Here is an 18,494-nt window from a genome sequence, read left to right on the forward strand (position 1 = left end):
CGCCTCACTTCGGCATGCCGCCGCACGACATCGGCAGCGCAGCGGGCAGGGACGTGGCGGGCTTCGGGTCCGCAGGCATGGGCTGCACCGCAAGCCAGCTGGCCACGGCATTGATGTCGGCCGTGGTCATGCGGCGGCCGATGTCTGCCATGCAGTCGGGAGCGAGTGCATGCCGCTCGCTGGTGAGCCAGGCGCCGAGTTGCGAAGACACATAGAGCCGGGGTAGGCCGAGCAGGCCCGGAATCGCTGGCTGCACGCCGGTGAGCGCGGCGCCGTGGCATTCCACGCAGGCCGGAATGCGGCGGGTGGCATCGCCTTCGAGCGCCAGCTGGCGGCCGCGCGCCAGCTGCGCGGGCGGTGCGTCGTTCACGGGCGGCACGGGCGGGTAGGGCAGGTTCAGGCCCGCGAAGTACTCGGCCATTTCCATCAGGTAGGCATCGGAGAGGTGCTGCACCATGTAGGTCATGTCGGTGTTGAAGCGCCGCCCGTCGCGAAAGCTCCGCAGCTGATTGAAAAGGTAGCCCGCGGGCTTGCCGGACAGGCGCGGAAAGTAGCCCGCGTTGGTGGTCGCGCCTTCTCGCCCGTGGCAGGCGATGCAGGCGGCCACGCGACGCTCGATGTCGCCGCGGGAAGATGGGGCAGGCGCGGGTGGCGTCGCCGCGATGGCAGCGATCCCGTGGCCGAGCAGCAGGAGCAGCGCCATGACTGCAATGCGGTGGACGGACTTCCTCATGTGCCGGCCGCGAAATGCGCGAGTGCCAGCAGCCCCGCAATGAGCAGCAGCACCACGGCCAGCGCGACGCCGATCAGTGGCAGCACGCCGATTTGTTCGGTGCGCCGGTCGGCATCCGCGCGGCGGCCGCCAAGCCCGATGAAACTCCAGAGAACGGCCCGCAGTGCGCGCAAGAAATTGGACATGCACCGACTGTGCCGCAACCGGGCCGGAAAAAACAGATGCAGATCCGAGCCGAATCATCGGAGCAGATAAAGTCTCCCCCGAATGAGGTACGTCCTGAAATGAAGCGCTACGAAGCCTTGGCCGCCGACATCGAGGCGTCGATCCGCCACGGTACGCTGAAGCCGGGCGATCGCTTGCCTTCAGTGCGGCATACCGGCGAGAGCCGGGGTGTGAGCCCATCCACGGTGTTCCAGGCCTACTACCTGCTGGAAGCCCGCGGCCTGGTGCGCGCGCGGGACCGCTCGGGCTACTACGTCACGGGCGGCGCGCTGCGCGATGCGCCGCCCGAGGCCAACATCGTCTCGCGCCCGGCGGAGGGGCCCAAGTCTCTGGACGTGAGCGACCACGTGTTCGGCATCCTCGAGGCCAGCATGTCGCGCAAGGTGGTGCCCTTCGGCTCGGCTTTTCCGAGCCCCCTGCTGTTTCCGCTTGCGCGGCTGGGCCAGTTCATGGCCGCGAGCTCCAAGTCGCTCGATCCATGGAGCACCGTGGACGACCTCACGCCAGGCAGCGCGGCACTGCGCAGGCAGATCGCGCTGCGCTACCTCGGCGACGGCATGCAGGTGCCGGCCGATGAAATCGTCATCACCAACGGCGCGATGGAGGCGCTCAACCTGTGCCTCGCCGCGGTCACTCGCCCGGGTGATTCGGTGATCGTCGAGTCGCCCACCTTCTACGCGGCCCTGCAGGCGCTCGAGCGCATGGGCCTGCGCGCCATCGAAGTGCCGACGCATCCCGGCGAAGGCATCGACCTGGCTGCGCTGGAACTCGCCATTGCAGCGCACCGGCCCAAGGCCTGCTGGCTGATGACCACGTTCCAGAACCCGCTCGGCAGCCTGATGCCTGTCGCCAAGAAGAAGGCACTGGTGGAACTGTTGGCGCGCCACATGTTGCCGCTGATCGAGGACGACGTGTACGCAGAGCTCTACTTCGGCGACCGGCGCCCGCCGCCGGCCAAGGCCTTCGACACGCAGGGGCTCGTGCTGCATTGCTCTTCATTTTCGAAGTGCCTGGCACCGGGCTACCGCATCGGATGGGCATCGCCTGGGCGCTTCACACGCAACGTGGCACGGCTGAAGCTGACGACCACGCTCAGCACCTCGGTCCCTGCGCAGCTGGCCCTGGCGACCTACCTGGAGAAGGGCGGCCTCGACAAGCACCTGCGCAAGCTGCGCCAGCAACTGGCGGTGCAGCAGGCGGTTTTCGCGCAGGCGGTGGGCCATTACTTTCCGGCGGGCACGCGCGCCACGCGGCCGTTGGGCGGGTATTTCTTGTGGGTCGAGTTGCCGGCGCATGTGAATGCGCTCGAAATCCATGCCCAGGCACTGGAACTCGGCATCAGCGTGGCGCCAGGACCGATCTTTTCGGCCACGCGCGGCTTTGGGCATTGCCTGCGGCTGAACTATGGGCATGCCTGGGACGGGCATGCCGAAAAGGCGGTGCAGACGTTGGGGCGACTGGTGGCTGCGGCGGCCGCCGATGGCCCGGCGCGCGAGAAAATCGTTGCGTGACGCTCGATCTTTTTTCCGATGCCGAACTGCCGCGGGGTAACGAGGCGATCGGCCCTGGTGCATTTGTGCTGCGTGGCTTTGCGCTGCCCTTCGTGGACGATCTTCTGCCCGCGTTGCATGAGGTCGAACAGCGCGCAGCCTTTCGGCATCTCGTGACCCCCGGCGGCCTCACCATGTCGGTGGCGATGACCAACTGCGGCCGCCTGGGCTGGATCTCGGACCGGCGGGGCTATCGCTATGCCGAGCTCGATCCCGAAACGGGCCGGCCGTGGCCTCCGATGCCGGCGGTGTTCGAGCGTCTGGCACAAGCTTCTGCTGCCGAAGCGGGATTCGAGGGGTTCGAGCCCGATGCATGCCTGGTCAACCGCTACGAGCCCGGCACGCGCCTGTCGCTGCATCAGGACAAGGACGAGCGGGACTACGGCGCGCCCATCGTCTCGGTATCGCTCGGCATGCCGGCCACCTTTCTTTTCGGTGGGCTCGCGCGCAGCGACAAGGCCGCGCGCATTCCGCTGGTGCACGGCGATGTCGTGGTGTGGGGCGGCCCCGACAGGCTGCGCTATCACGGCGTGTTGCCGCTCGAGGACAGGCCGCATGCGCTGCTGGGCCGGCGCCGCATCAACCTCACTTTCCGCAAGGCAGGTTGAGCAGGACGGCCTACATTTCGCTCAAGTCAAGCGGATGACTTGTCCTGCTTTTCTGTGCACAACTCTGTGGGTTGTCTGAGGACCCGGGTCGCCAAAGCGAGCAACGGCGCGGGTTCGCACCACATTGCCTGCTGAATGGGCACTGGCCTTTTTGGCGCAAAAAATCGGCTGGCAGAGACTGGAAAATTGGGCGCCGGGAAAACAAAAAAGCCTTGCAAGTCATTGACTCGCAAGGCTTTTTGATGATGTTGGTGGCTCTTCACGGACTCGAACCGCGGACCTGTGGATTATGATTCCATCGCTCTAACCGACTGAGCTAAAGAGCCGTTCGGGCAGTTTTGCTCCGAGCCCAAGATTATAGCGCAGGCCGCGGGGCCCCAATCAAGTCCGGCAGGTCCAATGCGGTGTCTTTTTGCGACGCTCAACCCCGAAGCAGGCCGCCATCCGTACAAGCACGGGTGAAAATCCGCCGATGTCTGCGCTCCCCCGCGCCCCTTCCACCAAAGCCGCCACCGAGCGCGACGCCATGCCCGACGACCAGCTGATGCTGGCGTACGCGCAGGGCGACGGCGCGGCGTTCGATGTGCTTTATGCGCGCCACGAGGGCGGGCTGTTTCGCTTCGTCAAGCGGCTGCTCGGCGCCAAGCTCGCCGCGCAGGCCGACGAAGTGTTCCAGGACACCTGGGTGCGCATCATCTCCGCGCGCGACAGCTTCTCGCCCCAGGGTGCCGCGTGGCGCACCTGGGCCTTCACCATCGCGCACAACCTGGCCATGGACCGGCTGCGCGTGAGCGGGCGCGAAGTGGCGCTCGACGCGCATCCCGACGACGGCGACGCCGCGGTCCCCGCGCTCGACCGCGGCGTGCGCGGCGCGGCTCTCGATGCAGCGGCGCATCCTTCGGCTGAAGAGCTTGCGTTCTGGCGCGCCGCCGGCCGGCGCCTCTTGGCCTGCCTCGACGAATTGCCGGCCGAGCAGCGCGCCGCCTTCCTGCTGCACCATGAAGACGGGTTGACCGTCGAGGCGCTTGCGGCCAGCCTGGGGATCGGCTTCGAGACCGTGCGCAGCCGCTTGCGCTACGGGCTGCAGAAATTGCGCGGTTGCATGGAACGTTATCTATCGGTGCTGGAGCAGCGCGCATGAGCAGCGACGACAACAAAACTGCGCAGTCGGCTGGAGACGACGGCGCGCTGCGCGACCCCATGTTGCGCCGTGCGTTGGATCATGCGCCGGACCATGACGCGCTGCCCGATCCGCGCACGCGCGACGCGATCCGGAAGATGGCGCACAACCTCGCGACCGTGCCCGCGACACCGCCCGCGGCGGCCGCGCCGTGGTGGCGCCGGCTTTTCGGTGGTGGCGGTGAAACGCATGCCCGCATGCCGTGGAATGCCGCCTTTGCCACCGTGCTCGTGGCCACTTTCGTCACCGTGCTCTGGCACCGCGAGCCGGTGCCTGATGCGCGGCTCGACGGAGAAGCCAGGGTTGCCTCCGCGCCTCCTGCCGCGTCCGTTTCGGCGCCGGCCGCTGTTCCTCCTGCGCCAGCCCCGGCTCCGGCTCCGGCGCAGCCTCCGACCGAAGCGGCGCGAGACGCGGTGAGCGGGGGGGCGCCCCAGCGAAGAGAGGACCCGGTGCGCCGAACGGCGCCAGCACCAGTGCCCTCCGACAAGCCGACCGCGCCTGCACCGGTCATTGCGGCTGCACCTCCGCCTCCGTCGGCTCCCGCAGTCGTGCAGCCATCGCCAGCTCCGATGGCGGAGCAATCCGCACCCGCGCCACGCGCGTTTCCGCGCACCGAGGAGCGACACGAAGAAAGCGAACCGGAAAACCGGCAGCGAAGAAGCCGCGATGCCGCAGGCGCGCCGCCGGCTGCGGCCATGGCACCAGCCGCTCCCCCGTCGCCTCGCGAGTCGGCCGACAGCAGCGCTTCTCCGGCGCTATCAGCCGCTCAGCGCAGCGCCAACTCCAGTACCGAGGCTTCCGGCGCCTTGCGCCAGGCGCCCGCTGCCCGCGCGCCCGCACCCGCTTCCGCCGCGGCCAAGGCCAAGGCCAGCGCGGACGACGCATCGGCGTTCTCCGCGCTGGACCAATGGACCTCGTTGAACCTGACGCGTGCCGGGCAGGGCTCGCGACAGGCGCGCGGCGATACGGAGGGGCTTGCGGCACTGGTGAACGCCGTCGCACGCTCGGCCACGGCGCCGGGCGCCGAACTGGCCGCGCCCGTCGAGGCGCGGCTGGAGCTATACCGGGGCGCCACGCTGCTCGCGGTGCTCGAGATCTCCGGCGACCAGGTGCGCTGGACACCACAAGCGGGGACGGGTGGCGGTGCATCGGTCGGCACGCCGCCGGCGTCGACCCTCGCCGCGTTGCGGGCGCTGCTCGTGCGCCAGTAGCGCCTCGGCGGGTGCGCTGCGCCCGCCTTCACACGAAGCGATCAGGCGTTCTTGAAATCCGGCGGGCGCTTGGCCAGGAAGGCGTCCATGCCTTCCTTCTGGTCGGCCGTGGCAAACAGCGCATGGAACAGCCGGCGCTCGAACATCACGCCGTCGGAGAGTCCGCTTTCGAAAGCGCGGTTCACCGACTCCTTGGCCGCCATCACCGCGATCTGCGAGTAGCCGGCAATGATCAGCGCCGCGCCGAGCGCCTCGTCGGCCAGCTTTTCGAAAGGCACCACGCGGCTCACGAGGCCCGCGCGCTCGGCCTCGGCCGCATCCATTATGCGGGCGGTGAGCGCCATGTCCATGGCCTTGCTCTTGCCCACCGCGCGCGGCAGGCGCTGCGTGCCGCCGGCGCCGGGTATCACACCGATCTTGATTTCGGGCTGGCCGAACTTGGCGTTGTCGGCCGCGATGATGAAGTCGCACATCATCGCGAGCTCGCAGCCGCCGCCCAGCGCAAAGCCGCTCACGGCCGCGATCACCGGCTTGCGGATCGAGCGGATGGTTTCCCAGTTGCGCGTGATGTAGTCGCCCTTGTAGGTGTCGATGAAGCTGTACTTGGCCATCGCCGCAATGTCGGCGCCGGCCGCAAACGCGCGTTCGCTGCCCGTCAGGATGATGCAGCCGATCGCGTCGTCAGCATCGAAGGCCTTGAGCGCGGTGCCCAATTCCGTCATGAGCGCATCGTTCAGCGCGTTGAGCGCCTTGGGGCGGTTGAGGGTGATGATGCCGACCTTGCCTGCTTCGGTCCGCACTTCGATGTTTTCGTAGCTCATGGGTGTCTCCGGGAGAAGAAAAAAACGCGGTTCACTATACCCAGCCTGGGCGGGACACGCAGCTCAGCGCCGTGCGCCCGGCATGAGCCAGCCCGCGACCTTCGCCGCGTCGTGCAGGAACAGCCGCCAGGTGGTGGCGCCTTCGGGGCGCACCAGCGGCAGCCGGAGCAGCTTGCGGTCGCGTGCCACCAGCGCGGTGCAGCGCGCGGCGTCGCCGAGATAAAGCGCCAGGTCGTCGAGCTTGGCGATGCGCCAAGCCTGAGCAGGCCTTTGCTGGCCTTTCTTGCCGACCGCCGGCAACTCCACGCCGATCCATTCGTCGTGTGCCGAGAAGCCCGCCTTTTCGGCCGCGCCGCCGCGCAGCACCACCTTGACCTGGACGCTGCCGTTGGCCTCCGCCACACGCAAGCCCAGGGCCTGCGCCGGTTGCGAAGGGTCTTCGAGCGCTGCAACGCCGTGCGCGCGCAGCAGCTCGGAGAGCGGCAGCTCGTCGGTCGAATGAACCCACTGCGCCAGCTCATCCGCATACGATCGGCCGCCAACGGCTTCGAGCGCGGCTGCCACGTCGGCCTCGCTGATGGGGCCGCCGCCGCTTTGCATCCACAGCTGGCGCATTACATCGTCGAGCGTGCCATTGCCTTCGCGGCGCAGCGTGAGGTCGAAGCACAGCGCCACCAGCGCGCCCTTGGTGTAGTAGCTGACGGTGCTGTTGGGCGTCTGCTCGTCCTGCCGGTAGTACTTGACCCACGCGTCGAAGCTCGCGTCGGCCACCGGCTGCACCAGCCGGCCCGGCGTCTGCAGCACCTGGTTGATGGTCTTGTTGAGCAGGCGCAGATAGCCCGCGTCGTCGATGCGCCCGGCGCGGCGCAGCAGCAGGTCGTCGTAGTAGCTGGTGAAGCCCTCGAAGAACCACAGCATGTGCGTGTAGTTCTCGCGGCCGTAATCGTAGTGCGCAAACTCCGCGGGCCGCATGCGCTTGACGTTCCAGGTGTGGAAGTACTCGTGGCTGATGAGTCCCATCAGCGTGGTGTAGCCCTCGGGCTGCTTCTTGGCGCTGAGCTGCGGCAGGTCGCGCCGGTTGCAGATGAGCGCGGTGGAATGTCGGTGCTCGAGCCCGCCGTAGCCGTCGTCCACTGCGTTGAGCATGAACACGTAGCGGTCGATCGGCGGCTTGGGGCCGCCGCGCTTGCCGACTTTGTCGCCGTGCCAGAAGCGGATCTCGGCTTCGCAGATAGCCTGCGTGTCGGCGATCAGGCGCTCGCCGTCGAAAGAGGCCGCGGCTCCTGCGATGACGAAGCGGTGCGGCACGCCGCATGCTTCGAATTCGGCGCTCCAGAAGGCGCCCATCTCGACCGGGCTGTCGGCCAGCTCGTCGTAGCCGGCAGCCAGGTAGCGGCCGAAGCCGTGCTTGTCGGTTTTTGAAGGCACCAGAGCGGTGGCGCAGGACCAGCGCGTGCCGTCGGCCGAAAACGAAGGCGCAATGATCTCCAGCGCGTGCGGCGCGTCCGTCTGGCCTTCGACCCGCAGGCAGAGGCTCGTGCCATTGAAGAAGCCGCGCTCGGCGTCGAGCCAGGCGGTGCGCACGGAGTTGTCGTAGGCGCAGACCTGGTAATGCAGCACCAGCGGCTGGCCCGGTACGCAATCGATCTGCCAGCTGCACTTGTCGAGTTGAGTCAGCGCGGGCTTGCGGCGCCCCTGCGTGGCACGCAGGCCCTGCAGGTTCTTGGCGAACTCGCGCACCAGGTAGCTGCCCGGAATCCACACCGGAAGCGCCACGCGCTGCTGGGCGGAGGGCGACTCGATGGTCAGGGTGACGGTGAAGAGGTGCGCGTGCAGGTCCGCGCATTCGACGCGATAGCGCACTGCGGCGGCCGGCGCAGACACTGCGCGCCGCGAGACGGCTGGGGCGGCCATCAGTTCTTGGAAGCGGTGAGTTGCTTCTCGACCTGCTCCGCGGGAATGGCGCCCGGGGCGCGGGTGCCGTCGCTGAAGATCAGCGTGGGCGTGCCGGTGATGTTGTACTTGCGGCCGAACTCCACGTTGCGCTGCAGCGCGGCCACGTCGCAGCTGGCGGCCGCAGTGGCGGGCTTGGCGCTGGTTTCCATCCAGTCGCCCCAGGCCTTGCCCTTGTCCTTGCTGCACCAGATGTCGCGCGACTTAACGGCCGAATCGGGCCCGAGCACGGGGTACAGGAACAGATACACGGTCACGTTGTCGACCGTCTTCATGTCTTTTTCGAAGCGCTTGCAGTAGCCGCAGTTCGGGTCTTCGAACACCGCCAGCTTGCGCTTGCCGTTGCCGCGCACGATCTTGATGGCGTCGTTCACGGGCAGCTTGTCGAAAGAGACTTCGCTGAGCTTCTCGATGCGCTCCTCGGTCAGGTTCTTGCGCGCCTTCACGTCGATGAGATTGCCTTGCAGCAGGTAGTTGCCCTGCTCGTCGGTGTAGTAGATCTGAAAGCCGTTCACGCGCACTTCATAGAGGCCCGGCAGCGGTGACTTGGTGACCTCGTCGATGGCCGGGAACTGCGGAATGCGAGCCGGAAGGTTCTTGCGGATCTCGGCTTCGCCGGCCAGGGCCGTGGCGGCCGCGCCCAGCGTGCAGGCGGCGAGAAGAAGGTTGCGTGCGAGTTTCATGGAAAGTCCGGTCGATGGATTCAAGCCTTCAAGCCCATCGCCTGGTTGGCGATCCAATGCTTGAGGAGGCGCGTGCGGTCGAAGCCGCGCATGCCCCAGTTGCGCAGCGCAGGCAGCGGACCCATGCTGTGCGAAAAAAGTTGCTGCAGGCCGTCGGTAGCGAGGCTCATCTGAAGCACGTCGGCGCGGCGCGCACGCTCGTAGCGTCGCAGCAGACGCGGGTCGCCCACGCTGCGCCAGTATTCGCGCTGCTTGATGACGTCGGCCAGCATGGCTGCGTCGGCGAGGCCCAGGTTGAGGCCCTGACCCGCAAGTGGATGCACCGTGTGCGCGGCATCGCCGGCCAGCGCCCAGGTTTGCGATTGAGCTGTACCCTTGATCTGCGGCATGGTGCCCGTCCAGCGGTCGGCGATGGCGCGCGACAGCGGCCAGGCGGCGCGCTCGCTCGTGAGCTGAAGCGGGCCCAGCACGCCGTGGCTGGCTTCGCTCACGGCTGCGTTGAATTCATCGGCACTCTGCGCCAGCAGCGCGGGGGCGCGAAGCTGGTCGACGGACCACACCAGCGCGACCGAACGGCTCTGCAGGCCGCCCATCGGCAGCAGCGCGAGCACCTCGCCCTTGTCGTTGAACCACTGGTGCGCAACGCCGTCGTGCGACTGCGCCGCTTCGAGCCGCGCCGCAATCGCGTGCTGCGGATAACGGGTGACGGCGTAGCTCACGCCGAGCGCGTCGCGCGTGGCGCTGGCCTTGCCCTCGCACACCACCGTGAGCGGCGCGGCAACGGGTTCGGACACCACCTCGACCTGGGGCTGGAAGCGGACGGCATCGGCCAGCTGCTGCTCGAGCGCCGGCACGTCGACGATCCAGGCGAGTGCGTCGACCTTCTGGCGCACGGCGCTGAACTGCACGCGTCCGCCTTCGTCGCCGTTCACGAGCATTTCGCGCACGGGCGTGGCATGCGCCGCATCGGGCCAGGCACGCAGCGATTCGAGCAGGGTGCGAGAGGCGGTGTTGAGCGCATAGGCCCGGATGTCTTCCTTGGCGGCCGCGGCGGGCGGAACCACCAGCGCAACCCGCACGCGCTCGCGCGCCAGCAGCAGGGCCAACGTGCGGCCGACGATGCCGGCGCCGCGTATGCAAACTTCAGGGGAAAGGGCCATCGGGCCATTGTAAGAACTCTGCCCACCACCAGGACGATGCGGGACAATCGCTGCCGAATTCCAAGGAACCCCACGTGCCACAGCCAGTTTTCGACCTCCTAGCGACCATTGCGCGCCTGTTCGTCTACCCCGTCAAATCGTGCGCTGGGGTCGAGCTCCCCGAGGCGCTGCTGACCGAAACCGGCCTGGAGTTCGACCGCGCCTGGATGGTGGTCGACGCAAAGGGCGAGTTCGTCACCCAGCGGCAGCTGCCCCGCATGGCGCTCATCCGGCCGCAGATGAAGCACATGGAAGTCGTGCTCCGCGCGCCGGGGATGCTGGCCCTGCACCTGGCATTCGACCGGGTCGAGGAGCCGGTGCGCGTTCGCGTCTGGAAAGACGAAGTGGCCGCCTACGACATGGGCGACATTGCCGCCCAGTGGTTCAGCGACTTCCTGTCCGAGCCGGGCAAGCCGCAGGCACTGCGGCTGGTGCGCTTCGATCCCGAGCAAAAGCGCCTGTCGAATCTGCAATGGACCGGCGGCGTGGAGGCGGAGAACCAGTTCTCCGACGGCTATCCGCTGCTGGTGGCCAGCGAGGGCTCGCTGGCCGAACTCAACGAGCGGCTGGCCGCCGCGGGCCACGACGCGGTCGGCATCGAGCGCTTCCGGCCGAACATCGTGCTGGCCGGTATCGAGTCGCACGACGAGGACCGGGTCGATGCGCTGCACGTCACGACGAACGAAGGCGAGGCCGAGCTCAAGCCGGTCAAGCCTTGCACCCGCTGCCCGGTTCCCGACATCGACCCGGCCACGGCCGTGAGCAGCCCCGAGGTCGGCGACATGCTGCGCACCTACCGCGCCGATGCGCGCGTCGACGGGCGCATCACCTTCGGCATGAACTGCGTCGTGCTGAAGGGCGTGGAGCACATGCTCAAGGTCGGGCAGGCCGTGGGCGCAAACTACCGCTTCGAATAGGCGGGAAAGGCGCGGCGCCTCAGAAGCTCACGCCAGCAATCAGCATGATGTTGGCGTAAGGGGTGCATTCGCCGGTTCGCACGATGGCGCGCGCCGTTGCGCTGCGGCGCTTGAACTCCTCGTGCGAAACAGTCTTCGGAGCGATGCCGAGCGACTGCGGATACCAGGCGGGCAGGGCTTTTGCGCCGCTCAGCGCCTCGTCGGCCACCACCACGCCTTCGACCTGCATCTCGGACAGCACGGCCTGCAACACGTCGGTGAGCAGCGGCACGCCGCGCGTCACGGCCAGGTCGATGCGCCGCGGTCCGTCGGGAATCGGCAAGCCGGCATCGCCGATCACCAGCACGTCGCCATGGCCCATCGAGGCGATGACCTGCGAGAGGTCGGAGTTGAGCAAGGCGGTACGTTTCACAGCGCGATCCAGTCGGGAGGCATGGGGCTCTGCAGCACGGCATCGCGCTGTGGAATGGAGGGTTGGGCGCCGGGTTGCTGGATGCACAGCGCAGCCGCTCGAATGCCCAGGCGAACGGCTTCGTCGAATGGCTGACCTTCGCCGAGTGCAACCGCCAGCGCGCCCAGGAAGGTATCGCCGGCAGCGGTGGTGTCGACTGCCTGCACTTTGGGCGCTGGATGGTGGCGCGCGCCATTTGCATCGATGGCCACCGCGCCGCGCGCGCCCAGCGTAACAACCACGCGCGCAATGCCCTTGGCGCGCAGGGCCTGGCCGGCCAGTGCTGCTTCCTGCGGGCTGTCGGCCGCCTGACCGCACAGCGCGTGGGCCTCGATCTCATTGACGACCAGCGTGTCGATGCGTGGCCACAGCGGCTCGGCGATGGGTTGCACGGGCGACGGGTTGAGCAGCACCTTGCAGCCTGCGCCATGTGCCACCGAGATGGCGCGCGTCACCTGGTCCATCGGCGTTTCGAACTGCGTCACCAGGAAGGCCGCGCCCTGCAGGTGCTGCCGCAGCGCAGCCTCGTCGATCTCGATCTGCGCATTGGCGCCGGGGACTATCACGATGCGGTTCTGGCCGCTGTCTTCCACCAGGATCAGCGCCGTGCCCGTGGGTTCGGCGCTGGCGGTGCGCAGCGCGGCGGTGTCGATGCCGTCCTGAGTGAGCGCTTCACGCAGTGCCCGCCCATGCGCGTCGTTGCCGACGCAGCCGATCATGGCCACCCGGCCGCCTTCGCGCGCGCAGCTCACGGCCTGGTTGGCGCCCTTGCCACCGGGAATGTGCGCGATCGAACGGCCCAGCAGGGTTTCGCCCGCGGCCGGCGCATGCGGCACGCGCAGCACGATGTCCATGTTGAGGCTACCGAGCACCACGATGCGCGGCGGCTCGCCGGCGTTGGAAGAAGAAAGAGGCTTTGAACTCACGGGGCGCGGGACTTTCGGTTTTCCTGGGACGAAGGTTCGGACGCAGAAGAAGGAGCGGAAGGTGCGGCGGCTTCGCGGAAGCTCGCATGGCGCGCGGTCGAGGCGCGCACGCGCAGCTCGGGCTGCAGCACCACCTTGCGTGCATCGCGCCGCTTGCCGCCCACGCGCTCCAGCAGCATGTCGACCGCCAGCGCGCCGATGCGTTCCTTGGGCTGCGCCACGGTGGTGAGCGGCGGGCTGGTGTAGGCCGAGAGTTCGATGTCGTCGAAGCCGACGATCGAAAGGTCATCGGGCACGTGCACGCCGCTTTCATGCGCAGCGCGCAGGGCGCCGATGGCCATCAGGTCGTTGCAGACGAACACGGCCGAGGGCGCCTGCTCGGTGCGCAGGATGGCGTGCATCGCCTCGTACCCGCCTTGGCTCGTGAAGCCGCCGCGCCACAGCAGCGTGTCTGCATTCGGTGTCACGCCACCTTCGGCCAGCGCCATGCGCCAGCCCTCGATGCGTTGCTCGCTCGGCATCACGCCCACCGGTCCGCCGATGCAGGCAATGCGCTTGTGGCCGAGCGACAGCAGGTGGCGCACCGCGAGAAGGCCGCCCTGCATGTGGGCCGTTTCCACCAGGTCGCAGGCCGGGTCGGCAATCTCGCGGTCGACCAGCACGGTGGGAATGCGCAGGCCGTGCAGTTGCGTGACGAGCGAGTCGTCGTCGCCGGCACCGGTCGACACCACGATCAATCCGTCGATGCGGCGCTCGGCCAGCACCTGCAGGTACACGCTCTGGCGGCGGGGCTCGTCGTCGGTGTTGCACAGCACCAGCGTGTAGCCGGCACCAAAGCAGCGGTCTTCCACAATGCGCACGATCTCGGCGAAGTAGGGGTTCGAGCTGTTCGGAATCAGCATGCCGAGCGTCGACGTCGTGTTGCTCTTCAGACTGCGCGCCATCGCGTTGGGCACGTAGCCGAGTTCGCGGATCGCCTCTTCCACGCGCTCGCGCCCCTTGGCGCTCACATGGCGCGTGTCGTTGACCACATGCGAGACGGTGGTAACCGAAACCCCCGCGCGCAGCGCGACGTCCTTGATGGTGGCCATGGTGTGTTCCCCTTGTTTGCAGCTTCAGGCCAGACGGCGGTCCGCACGACGCTGGCGCAAGGTGTCGATGATCACCGCAACCACGATCACCGCGCCGGTGATGATGCGTTTGCTCGGCTCGCTGGCACCCACCTGCGCGAGACCGGCCTCGAGCACCGCGATGATCAGCACGCCAAAGAAGGTGTTGACCACCGAGCCGCGTCCGCCCATGAGGCTGGTGCCGCCGATCACCACGGCTGCGATCACCTGCAGCTCGATGCCGACGCCGGCATTGGGGTCGGCCGCTTCGAGCCGTGCCGACTGCATCAGCCCCGCCAGCCCGGCCAGGAGGCCCGTGGCGGCAAACACGATGATGCGGATCGGCCGCGGATCGATGCCCGCGAGCCGCATGGCTTCTTCGTTGGTGCCGATGCCCACCACGTGCCGGCCGAAGACCGTGCGCGTGAGCACCAGCTGGCCGACGGCCACCAGCACCACCGCCAGCACGAAAGCCGCGGAGATGCCGCCGACCCATGGCGCCGCAAGGCCCGAGATGGCGTCGCCCACGTACTGCGTGCGCGAATCGGTTACCAGGTAGGCACCGCCGCGCACCGCTTCGAGCATGCCCAGCGAGACGATGAAGCTCGGCAGCCGCCATGCGACCGAGACGGCACCCGTCACGGTGCCGCATACCAGACCCGTGGCAAGGCCCAGCGCGGCAGCGGCCGGCACCGAGAGCTTCCACTGGAGGATGGCTGCGGCCGTCACCGCTGCGCTGAGCGCAAGCACCGAGCCCACCGAAAGATCGATGCCCGCAATGATCAGGACGAAGGTCATGCCGACCGCCATCACCGCGAGCGCCGGAATTTCGTTGGCAATGGAGATGAAGGTTTCGCGCGTGAAGAAGTATTCGCTCAGCGCGCCAAAGAGCGCGATCATGCCCACGAGTACGACGGTCAAGCCAAGGTAGGTGCCCAGCTGGCCCTTGAAAGCGGAGGGCGGAGCGGATGTCGTGGCGGAAGTAGCAGCGGCTGCGTTCATGGTGTCTCGGCGATGGCCGCTTGGGCCGGATTCGAATCGGAAACGGCGGAACCCGCCATCGGGGTCGTCGCGGCGGCGGTGCGTCCTGCCGCGTCGGTGAATGCCGCGGCGAGCAGCGATTGCTCGCTCCACTGGCCGCGCTCGAACACCGCGACCAGCCGGCCGGCGCTCATCACGCCGATGCGGTCGCACATGGCCATCAGCTCGCGCAGGTCGCTCGACACCATCAAGAGCGCCTTGCCAGCATCGGTCATGCGGTCGAGCTCGGTATAGAGATCGGCACGCGCGCCCACGTCCACGCCGCGCGTGGGTTCGTCGAGCAGCAGCACGTTGCATTCGCGATGCAGCCAGCGTGCGAACACCACCTTCTGCTGGTTGCCGCCGCTCAGCGTGGCAACCGGTTGCTCGATGCTGCGCGAGCGGATGCGCAGCAGTTCGACCAGGCGCCGCGCAATGCCGCGCTCCCTGGCGCGCTGGAGCCAGCCCGCGCGAGAGATCGCGCCCAGGTCGCTCAGCGTGGCGTTGACGCGGATCGATTGCGCAAGCAACAGCCCCTGCGATTTGCGGTCTTCGGTGACCAGACCGATGCCTGCGCGGATTGCCTGCATCGGCGAGCGCCAGCCCTTGCGGGCCCGCTGCACCGGCTGCGCGTTGGATGCGCCGTCGTAGAGAAGAATTTCACCGCGGTCGGCGCGGTCGGCGCCGAACAGCAACCGCACGAGTTCGGTCCGGCCGGAGCCAACCAGGCCAGCCAGGCCCATGACTTCGCCTGCGCGCAGGTCGATGTCGACATCCCGCACGACCTGTGCGCGGCCGATGCCGCGCGCGCTCAGCAGCACCGGGCCCGCCACGCGGCGGTCGCGCCCTTCGTGCTCGTGCACCGCACGGCCCACCATGCGTTGAACCAGCTCGGATTCACGCACGCCGGCCATGGCGCGCACGTCCACCAGGCGGCCGTCGCGCAGCACCGCCACGCGGTCCGCAATGCGCTGCAGCTCTTCAAGGCGGTGCGACACGTAGACGATGGCCACACCACGCGCCTTCAGCAGTTCGATCTGCTCGAAGAGATGCGAGGTCTCGCGCGGCGTGAGCATGGCGGTGGGTTCGTCCAGCACCAGCACGCGCGTGTCGTCCTGCAGGTTGCGCGCAATCTCGACCATCTGCTGCTGGCCGATGCCAAGCCGCGCCACGGGCGTGGCCGGGTCGATGTTCTGCATGCCGATCTTCGCGAGCTGGCGCGCGGCCAGCTCATGCAATCTGCCGCGGCGGATCCAGCCGATCTGGTTGGGCAGCCGGTCGAGCAGCAGGTTCTCGGCCACCGACAGCGTGGTGACCAGCCCCAGCTCCTGCATGACCATGCGCACTCCCAGGCGTTCGGCGTCGCGGCGCGATGCGGGCTGGAACGGCACGCCGTCGAGCACCATCTGCCCGCGCGTCGGTTGCACCAGCCCGCAGACAATTTTCGACAGCGTGCTCTTGCCGGCGCCGTTCTCGCCCGTGAGCGCGAGCACTTCGCCGGCGTTCAGCACCAGCGAAACATCGTCGAGCACCGGCGCCGCATAGTCCTTGCCTAGCCCGCCCAGAGTGAGCACGGGGGCGGCAAGACCTGTATTCATGACGACGGCGGATGCGTTCAACGTCGGCTCTTTTTCTTCTTCAGGGGCTTACTTGGGCGATGACTTGGTGACCAGCACCACGTCGGTCTTCACTTCGGCGGGCATGCTCGACTGGGGCTTCTTCTCGGCCAGCGCCTTGAGCGCGGTCTCGATGCCGAACACCGCCTGCTTGGCCGCGAACTGGTCGGCCGTGGCAAGAACGCGGCCATCATTCAGCATCGGCTTGATGGCGCCGATGTTGTCGTAGCCCACCACCAGCACCTTGCCGGTCTTGCCCGCGGCCTTGACGGCAGCGACCGCGCCGAGCGCCATGCTGTCGTTGCCCGCGAGCAGAGCCTTGAGGTCGGGGTGCTCGCGCATCATGCCGGCGGCCACGGTGTTGCCCTTGTCGATTTCCCATTGGCCCGACTGCACGCCCACTACCGTCACGCCGGCGGCCTTCATCGCATCCTGGTAGCCGAGGGTGCGCTGCTGTGCATTGAAGGTCGTCGAAACGCCTTCGATGATGCCGACCTTGTCGCCCGCCTTCAGGCTCTTGGCCAACTCGTCGCCGACCAGCTTGGCGCCGGCGCGGTTGTCGGGACCGACAAAAGGCACCTGAATGGCCTTTTCCTTGAGCGCGGCGGTGTCGAACTGATTGTCGATGTTGACCACCAGGATGCCGCGGTCGATGGCGGCCTTGACCACCGGCACCAGCGCCTTCGAATCGGCCGGCGCGATGACCAGCGCGTTGATCTTCTGCGCCATCATCTGCTCGACCATCTTGATCTGGGCGGCCGTGTCGGTCTCGTCCTTGATGCCGTTGGCCACCAGGGTGTACTCCGAGGCATGCGCCTTCTGGTGCGCCTTGGCGCCGTCTTCCATCGTGCGGAAGAATTCGTTGGCGAGCGACTTCATGACCAGCGCGACCTTGGGCTTCTCCTGCGCGAGGGCGGGCGAGGCGGCAAGGGCGCCCAGCAGCGTCAGGGCGGCTGCACTCTGCAGCGTACGGCGGGTGAACTTCATGGGTGTTGTCTCCTGAGAGGGTTGAGCGGTGCGCCGGTCTCTTGCCGGGGATGCCGATGTTAACCAACGAAAACGTTTGCGCAAACGTTTGCTAATCCGGTTTTACCCTGAGCACGTTTTCCGCATCAAGAGCCCCACCCCAGCCAGCTAAACCGCGTTCCCAAACCGCGTCCCTTAAAATCGCCGGTTACCCAAGAGGACCCCCCATGAGTTTGCAATGCGGCATCGTCGGCCTGCCCAACGTCGGTAAATCCACTCTTTTCAATGCGTTGACCAAGGCCGGCATCGCAGCGGAAAACTATCCGTTCTGCACCATCGAGCCCAACGTGGGCGTGGTGGAAGTGCCCGATCCGCGTCTCGCGCAGCTCAGCGAGATCGTGAAGCCCGAGCGCGTGGTGCCTGCCATCGTCGAGTTCGTCGACATTGCCGGCCTGGTGGCCGGTGCCAGCACGGGCGAGGGCCTGGGCAACAAGTTTCTTGCGCACATCCGCGAAACCGACGCCACGGTGAACGTGGTGCGCTGCTTCGACGACGAGAACGTGATCCACGTGGCCGGCAAGGTCGATCCCATCTCTGACATCGAAGTGATCCAGACCGAACTCTGCCTGGCCGACCTGGCCACGGTCGAGAAGGCCTTGCACCGCCACACCAAGGTGGCGCGATCCGGCGACAAGGACGCACAAAAGCTCGTCGCCCTGCTCGAGCGCTGCCAGGCCGCGCTGAACGAGAACACGCCGGTGCGCGCGCTCGAGTTCACGAAGGAAGAGCAGCCGCTGGTGAAGTCGTTCACGCTCATCACCGCCAAGCCCGCGATGTTCGTGGGCAACGTGGCGGAAGACGGCTTCGAGAACAACCCGTACCTGGATCGCCTGCGCGAATACGCCGCCAAGCAGGGCGCGCCCGTGGTCGCCATCTGCGCCAAGATCGAAGCCGACCTGGCCGAGATGGATGACGAAGACAAGAAGATGTTCCTTGCCGAAATCGGCCAGGACGAGCCGGGCCTCAACCGCCTGATCCGCGCGGCCTTCAAGCTCCTTGGCCTGCAGACCTACTTCACGGCCGGCGTGAAGGAAGTGCGCGCCTGGACCATCCACATCGGCGATACCGGCCCCCAGGCGGCCGGCGTGATCCACGGCGATTTCGAAAAGGGCTACATCCGCGCCCAGACCATCGCCTTCGAGGACTACATCGCCTACAAGGGCGAACAGGGCGCGAAGGACGCGGGCAAGATGCGTTCGGAAGGCAAGGAATACGTCGTCAAGGATGGCGACGTGATGAACTTCCTTTTCAGCTCGTGAAGCCTCG

The 18,494-nt window shown here is 67.5% G+C and carries 18 protein-coding genes and 1 tRNA gene; 6 read left to right on the forward strand and 13 right to left on the reverse strand.

Annotated elements, in window-relative coordinates; translation table 11 throughout:
* Positions 1-4: 4 nt before the first annotated feature.
* Both J2X92_RS08190 and J2X92_RS08195 read right to left on the reverse strand, forming a co-directional pair.
* Positions 5-733, reverse strand: a complete 729-nt coding sequence (locus J2X92_RS08190; protein ID WP_307574845.1) for a c-type cytochrome — start codon at positions 731-733, stop codon at positions 5-7.
* Positions 730-918: a DUF2970 domain-containing protein gene (locus J2X92_RS08195; RefSeq protein ID WP_307574846.1), complete on the reverse strand. Its 189-nt coding sequence runs from the start codon at positions 916-918 to the stop codon at positions 730-732. The genes J2X92_RS08190 and J2X92_RS08195 overlap by 4 nt, the downstream gene beginning before the upstream one ends.
* A gap of 99 nt (positions 919-1,017) precedes the next feature.
* Here J2X92_RS08195 and J2X92_RS08200 point away from each other — a divergent pair, with 99 nt between their 5' ends.
* Complete coding sequence (locus J2X92_RS08200; protein ID WP_307574848.1) at positions 1,018-2,469, forward strand: aminotransferase-like domain-containing protein; 1,452 nt, start codon at positions 1,018-1,020, stop codon at positions 2,467-2,469.
* Positions 2,466-3,116, forward strand: a complete 651-nt coding sequence (gene alkB, locus J2X92_RS08205; RefSeq protein ID WP_307574850.1) for a DNA oxidative demethylase AlkB — start codon at positions 2,466-2,468, stop codon at positions 3,114-3,116. The genes J2X92_RS08200 and alkB overlap by 4 nt, the downstream gene beginning before the upstream one ends.
* A 249-nt stretch (positions 3,117-3,365) precedes the next feature.
* On the opposite strand, the gene J2X92_RS08210 is transcribed toward alkB, so the two are convergent.
* A tRNA-Met gene (locus J2X92_RS08210) sits at positions 3,366-3,442 on the reverse strand.
* 146 nt (positions 3,443-3,588) lie between these two features.
* On the opposite strand from J2X92_RS08210, the gene J2X92_RS08215 reads away from it, so the two are divergent.
* Together J2X92_RS08215 and J2X92_RS08220 are read left to right on the forward strand one after the other, a co-directional pair.
* Complete coding sequence (locus J2X92_RS08215) at positions 3,589-4,257, forward strand: sigma-70 family RNA polymerase sigma factor (RefSeq protein WP_307574852.1); 669 nt, start codon at positions 3,589-3,591, stop codon at positions 4,255-4,257.
* Complete coding sequence (locus tag J2X92_RS08220; protein ID WP_307574854.1) at positions 4,254-5,507, forward strand: hypothetical protein; 1,254 nt, start codon at positions 4,254-4,256, stop codon at positions 5,505-5,507. Before J2X92_RS08215 ends, J2X92_RS08220 begins: the two co-directional genes overlap by 4 nt.
* A 41-nt stretch (positions 5,508-5,548) precedes the next feature.
* On the opposite strand, the gene J2X92_RS08225 is transcribed toward J2X92_RS08220, so the two are convergent.
* From J2X92_RS08225 to J2X92_RS08240, 4 genes are all read right to left on the reverse strand, one after another.
* On the reverse strand, positions 5,549-6,328 hold the full coding sequence (locus J2X92_RS08225) for an enoyl-CoA hydratase (RefSeq protein WP_307574856.1): 780 nt from the start codon (positions 6,326-6,328) through the stop codon (positions 5,549-5,551).
* 63 nt (positions 6,329-6,391) lie between these two features.
* Entirely contained in the window at positions 6,392-8,242 is a 1,851-nt protein-coding gene (locus J2X92_RS08230) for a M61 family metallopeptidase (protein ID WP_307574858.1), read from the reverse strand.
* A complete protein-coding gene (locus J2X92_RS08235) occupies positions 8,242-8,964 on the reverse strand; it encodes a DsbC family protein (protein WP_307574861.1) in 723 nt (240 codons plus the stop codon). Before J2X92_RS08235 ends, J2X92_RS08230 begins: the two co-directional genes overlap by 1 nt.
* Positions 8,965-8,984: 20 nt before the next feature.
* On the reverse strand, positions 8,985-10,124 hold the full coding sequence (locus J2X92_RS08240) for an FAD-dependent monooxygenase (RefSeq protein ID WP_307574862.1): 1,140 nt from the start codon (positions 10,122-10,124) through the stop codon (positions 8,985-8,987).
* A 74-nt stretch (positions 10,125-10,198) separates the two neighbouring features.
* Here J2X92_RS08240 and J2X92_RS08245 point away from each other — a divergent pair, with 74 nt between their 5' ends.
* A complete protein-coding gene (locus tag J2X92_RS08245; protein ID WP_307574863.1) occupies positions 10,199-11,080 on the forward strand; it encodes an MOSC domain-containing protein in 882 nt (293 codons plus the stop codon).
* A 19-nt stretch (positions 11,081-11,099) separates the two neighbouring features.
* Here J2X92_RS08245 and rbsD read toward each other — a convergent pair whose 3' ends face one another.
* The 6 genes from rbsD to J2X92_RS08275 are packed head-to-tail and all read right to left on the reverse strand — an operon-like array spanning position 11,100 to position 17,189.
* Complete coding sequence (rbsD, locus tag J2X92_RS08250; RefSeq protein ID WP_307574864.1) at positions 11,100-11,492, reverse strand: D-ribose pyranase; 393 nt, start codon at positions 11,490-11,492, stop codon at positions 11,100-11,102.
* A complete protein-coding gene (rbsK, locus tag J2X92_RS08255; RefSeq protein WP_307574866.1) occupies positions 11,489-12,457 on the reverse strand; it encodes a ribokinase in 969 nt (322 codons plus the stop codon). Before rbsK ends, rbsD begins: the two co-directional genes overlap by 4 nt.
* The gene (locus J2X92_RS08260) at positions 12,454-13,548 is read right to left on the reverse strand and encodes a LacI family DNA-binding transcriptional regulator (protein WP_307574868.1); all 1,095 of its coding nucleotides are present in this window, start codon (positions 13,546-13,548) and stop codon (positions 12,454-12,456) included. Before J2X92_RS08260 ends, rbsK begins: the two co-directional genes overlap by 4 nt.
* A gap of 24 nt (positions 13,549-13,572) precedes the next feature.
* Complete coding sequence (locus tag J2X92_RS08265) at positions 13,573-14,568, reverse strand: ABC transporter permease (RefSeq protein ID WP_307574870.1); 996 nt, start codon at positions 14,566-14,568, stop codon at positions 13,573-13,575.
* Positions 14,565-16,184, reverse strand: coding sequence for a sugar ABC transporter ATP-binding protein (locus J2X92_RS08270; protein WP_307575285.1), 1,620 nt, complete (start codon positions 16,182-16,184; stop codon positions 14,565-14,567). Before J2X92_RS08270 ends, J2X92_RS08265 begins: the two co-directional genes overlap by 4 nt.
* A 48-nt stretch (positions 16,185-16,232) precedes the next feature.
* Positions 16,233-17,189, reverse strand: coding sequence for a sugar ABC transporter substrate-binding protein (locus J2X92_RS08275; RefSeq protein ID WP_307574871.1), 957 nt, complete (start codon positions 17,187-17,189; stop codon positions 16,233-16,235).
* 206 nt (positions 17,190-17,395) lie between these two features.
* Here J2X92_RS08275 and ychF point away from each other — a divergent pair, with 206 nt between their 5' ends.
* Positions 17,396-18,487 carry a redox-regulated ATPase YchF gene (gene ychF / locus J2X92_RS08280; protein WP_307574872.1) on the forward strand — a complete coding sequence of 364 codons (1,092 nt, stop codon included), beginning with the start codon at positions 17,396-17,398 and terminating at the stop codon, positions 18,485-18,487.
* The last annotated feature ends 7 nt before the right edge of the window (positions 18,488-18,494 follow it).

Origin of the sequence: Variovorax paradoxus (genome assembly GCF_030811855.1) — a bacterium.
GTDB lineage: Bacteria > Pseudomonadota > Gammaproteobacteria > Burkholderiales > Burkholderiaceae_C > Variovorax > Variovorax paradoxus_L.

What these genes read in the sequence shown, in the direction of transcription:
- J2X92_RS08215 (WP_307574852.1), top strand. Translation starts at nt 3,589, where the DNA reads ATGTCTGCGCTCCCCCGCGCCCCTTCCACCAAAGCCGCCACCGAGCGC.
- ychF (WP_307574872.1), top strand. Translation starts at nt 17,396, where the DNA reads ATGAGTTTGCAATGCGGCATCGTCGGCCTGCCCAACGTCGGTAAATCC.
- J2X92_RS08225 (WP_307574856.1), bottom strand. Translation starts at nt 6,328, where the DNA reads ATGAGCTACGAAAACATCGAAGTGCGGACCGAAGCAGGCAAGGTCGGC.
- J2X92_RS08260 (WP_307574868.1), bottom strand. Translation starts at nt 13,548, where the DNA reads ATGGCCACCATCAAGGACGTCGCGCTGCGCGCGGGGGTTTCGGTTACC.
- J2X92_RS08270 (WP_307575285.1), bottom strand. Translation starts at nt 16,184, where the DNA reads ATGAATACAGGTCTTGCCGCCCCCGTGCTCACTCTGGGCGGGCTAGGC.
- J2X92_RS08265 (WP_307574870.1), bottom strand. Translation starts at nt 14,568, where the DNA reads ATGAACGCAGCCGCTGCTACTTCCGCCACGACATCCGCTCCGCCCTCC.
- J2X92_RS08190 (WP_307574845.1), bottom strand. Translation starts at nt 733, where the DNA reads ATGAGGAAGTCCGTCCACCGCATTGCAGTCATGGCGCTGCTCCTGCTG.
- J2X92_RS08195 (WP_307574846.1), bottom strand. Translation starts at nt 918, where the DNA reads ATGTCCAATTTCTTGCGCGCACTGCGGGCCGTTCTCTGGAGTTTCATC.
- J2X92_RS08220 (WP_307574854.1), top strand. Translation starts at nt 4,254, where the DNA reads ATGAGCAGCGACGACAACAAAACTGCGCAGTCGGCTGGAGACGACGGC.
- J2X92_RS08240 (WP_307574862.1), bottom strand. Translation starts at nt 10,124, where the DNA reads ATGGCCCTTTCCCCTGAAGTTTGCATACGCGGCGCCGGCATCGTCGGC.
- J2X92_RS08200 (WP_307574848.1), top strand. Translation starts at nt 1,018, where the DNA reads ATGAAGCGCTACGAAGCCTTGGCCGCCGACATCGAGGCGTCGATCCGC.
- J2X92_RS08230 (WP_307574858.1), bottom strand. Translation starts at nt 8,242, where the DNA reads ATGGCCGCCCCAGCCGTCTCGCGGCGCGCAGTGTCTGCGCCGGCCGCC.
- J2X92_RS08235 (WP_307574861.1), bottom strand. Translation starts at nt 8,964, where the DNA reads ATGAAACTCGCACGCAACCTTCTTCTCGCCGCCTGCACGCTGGGCGCG.
- J2X92_RS08275 (WP_307574871.1), bottom strand. Translation starts at nt 17,189, where the DNA reads ATGAAGTTCACCCGCCGTACGCTGCAGAGTGCAGCCGCCCTGACGCTG.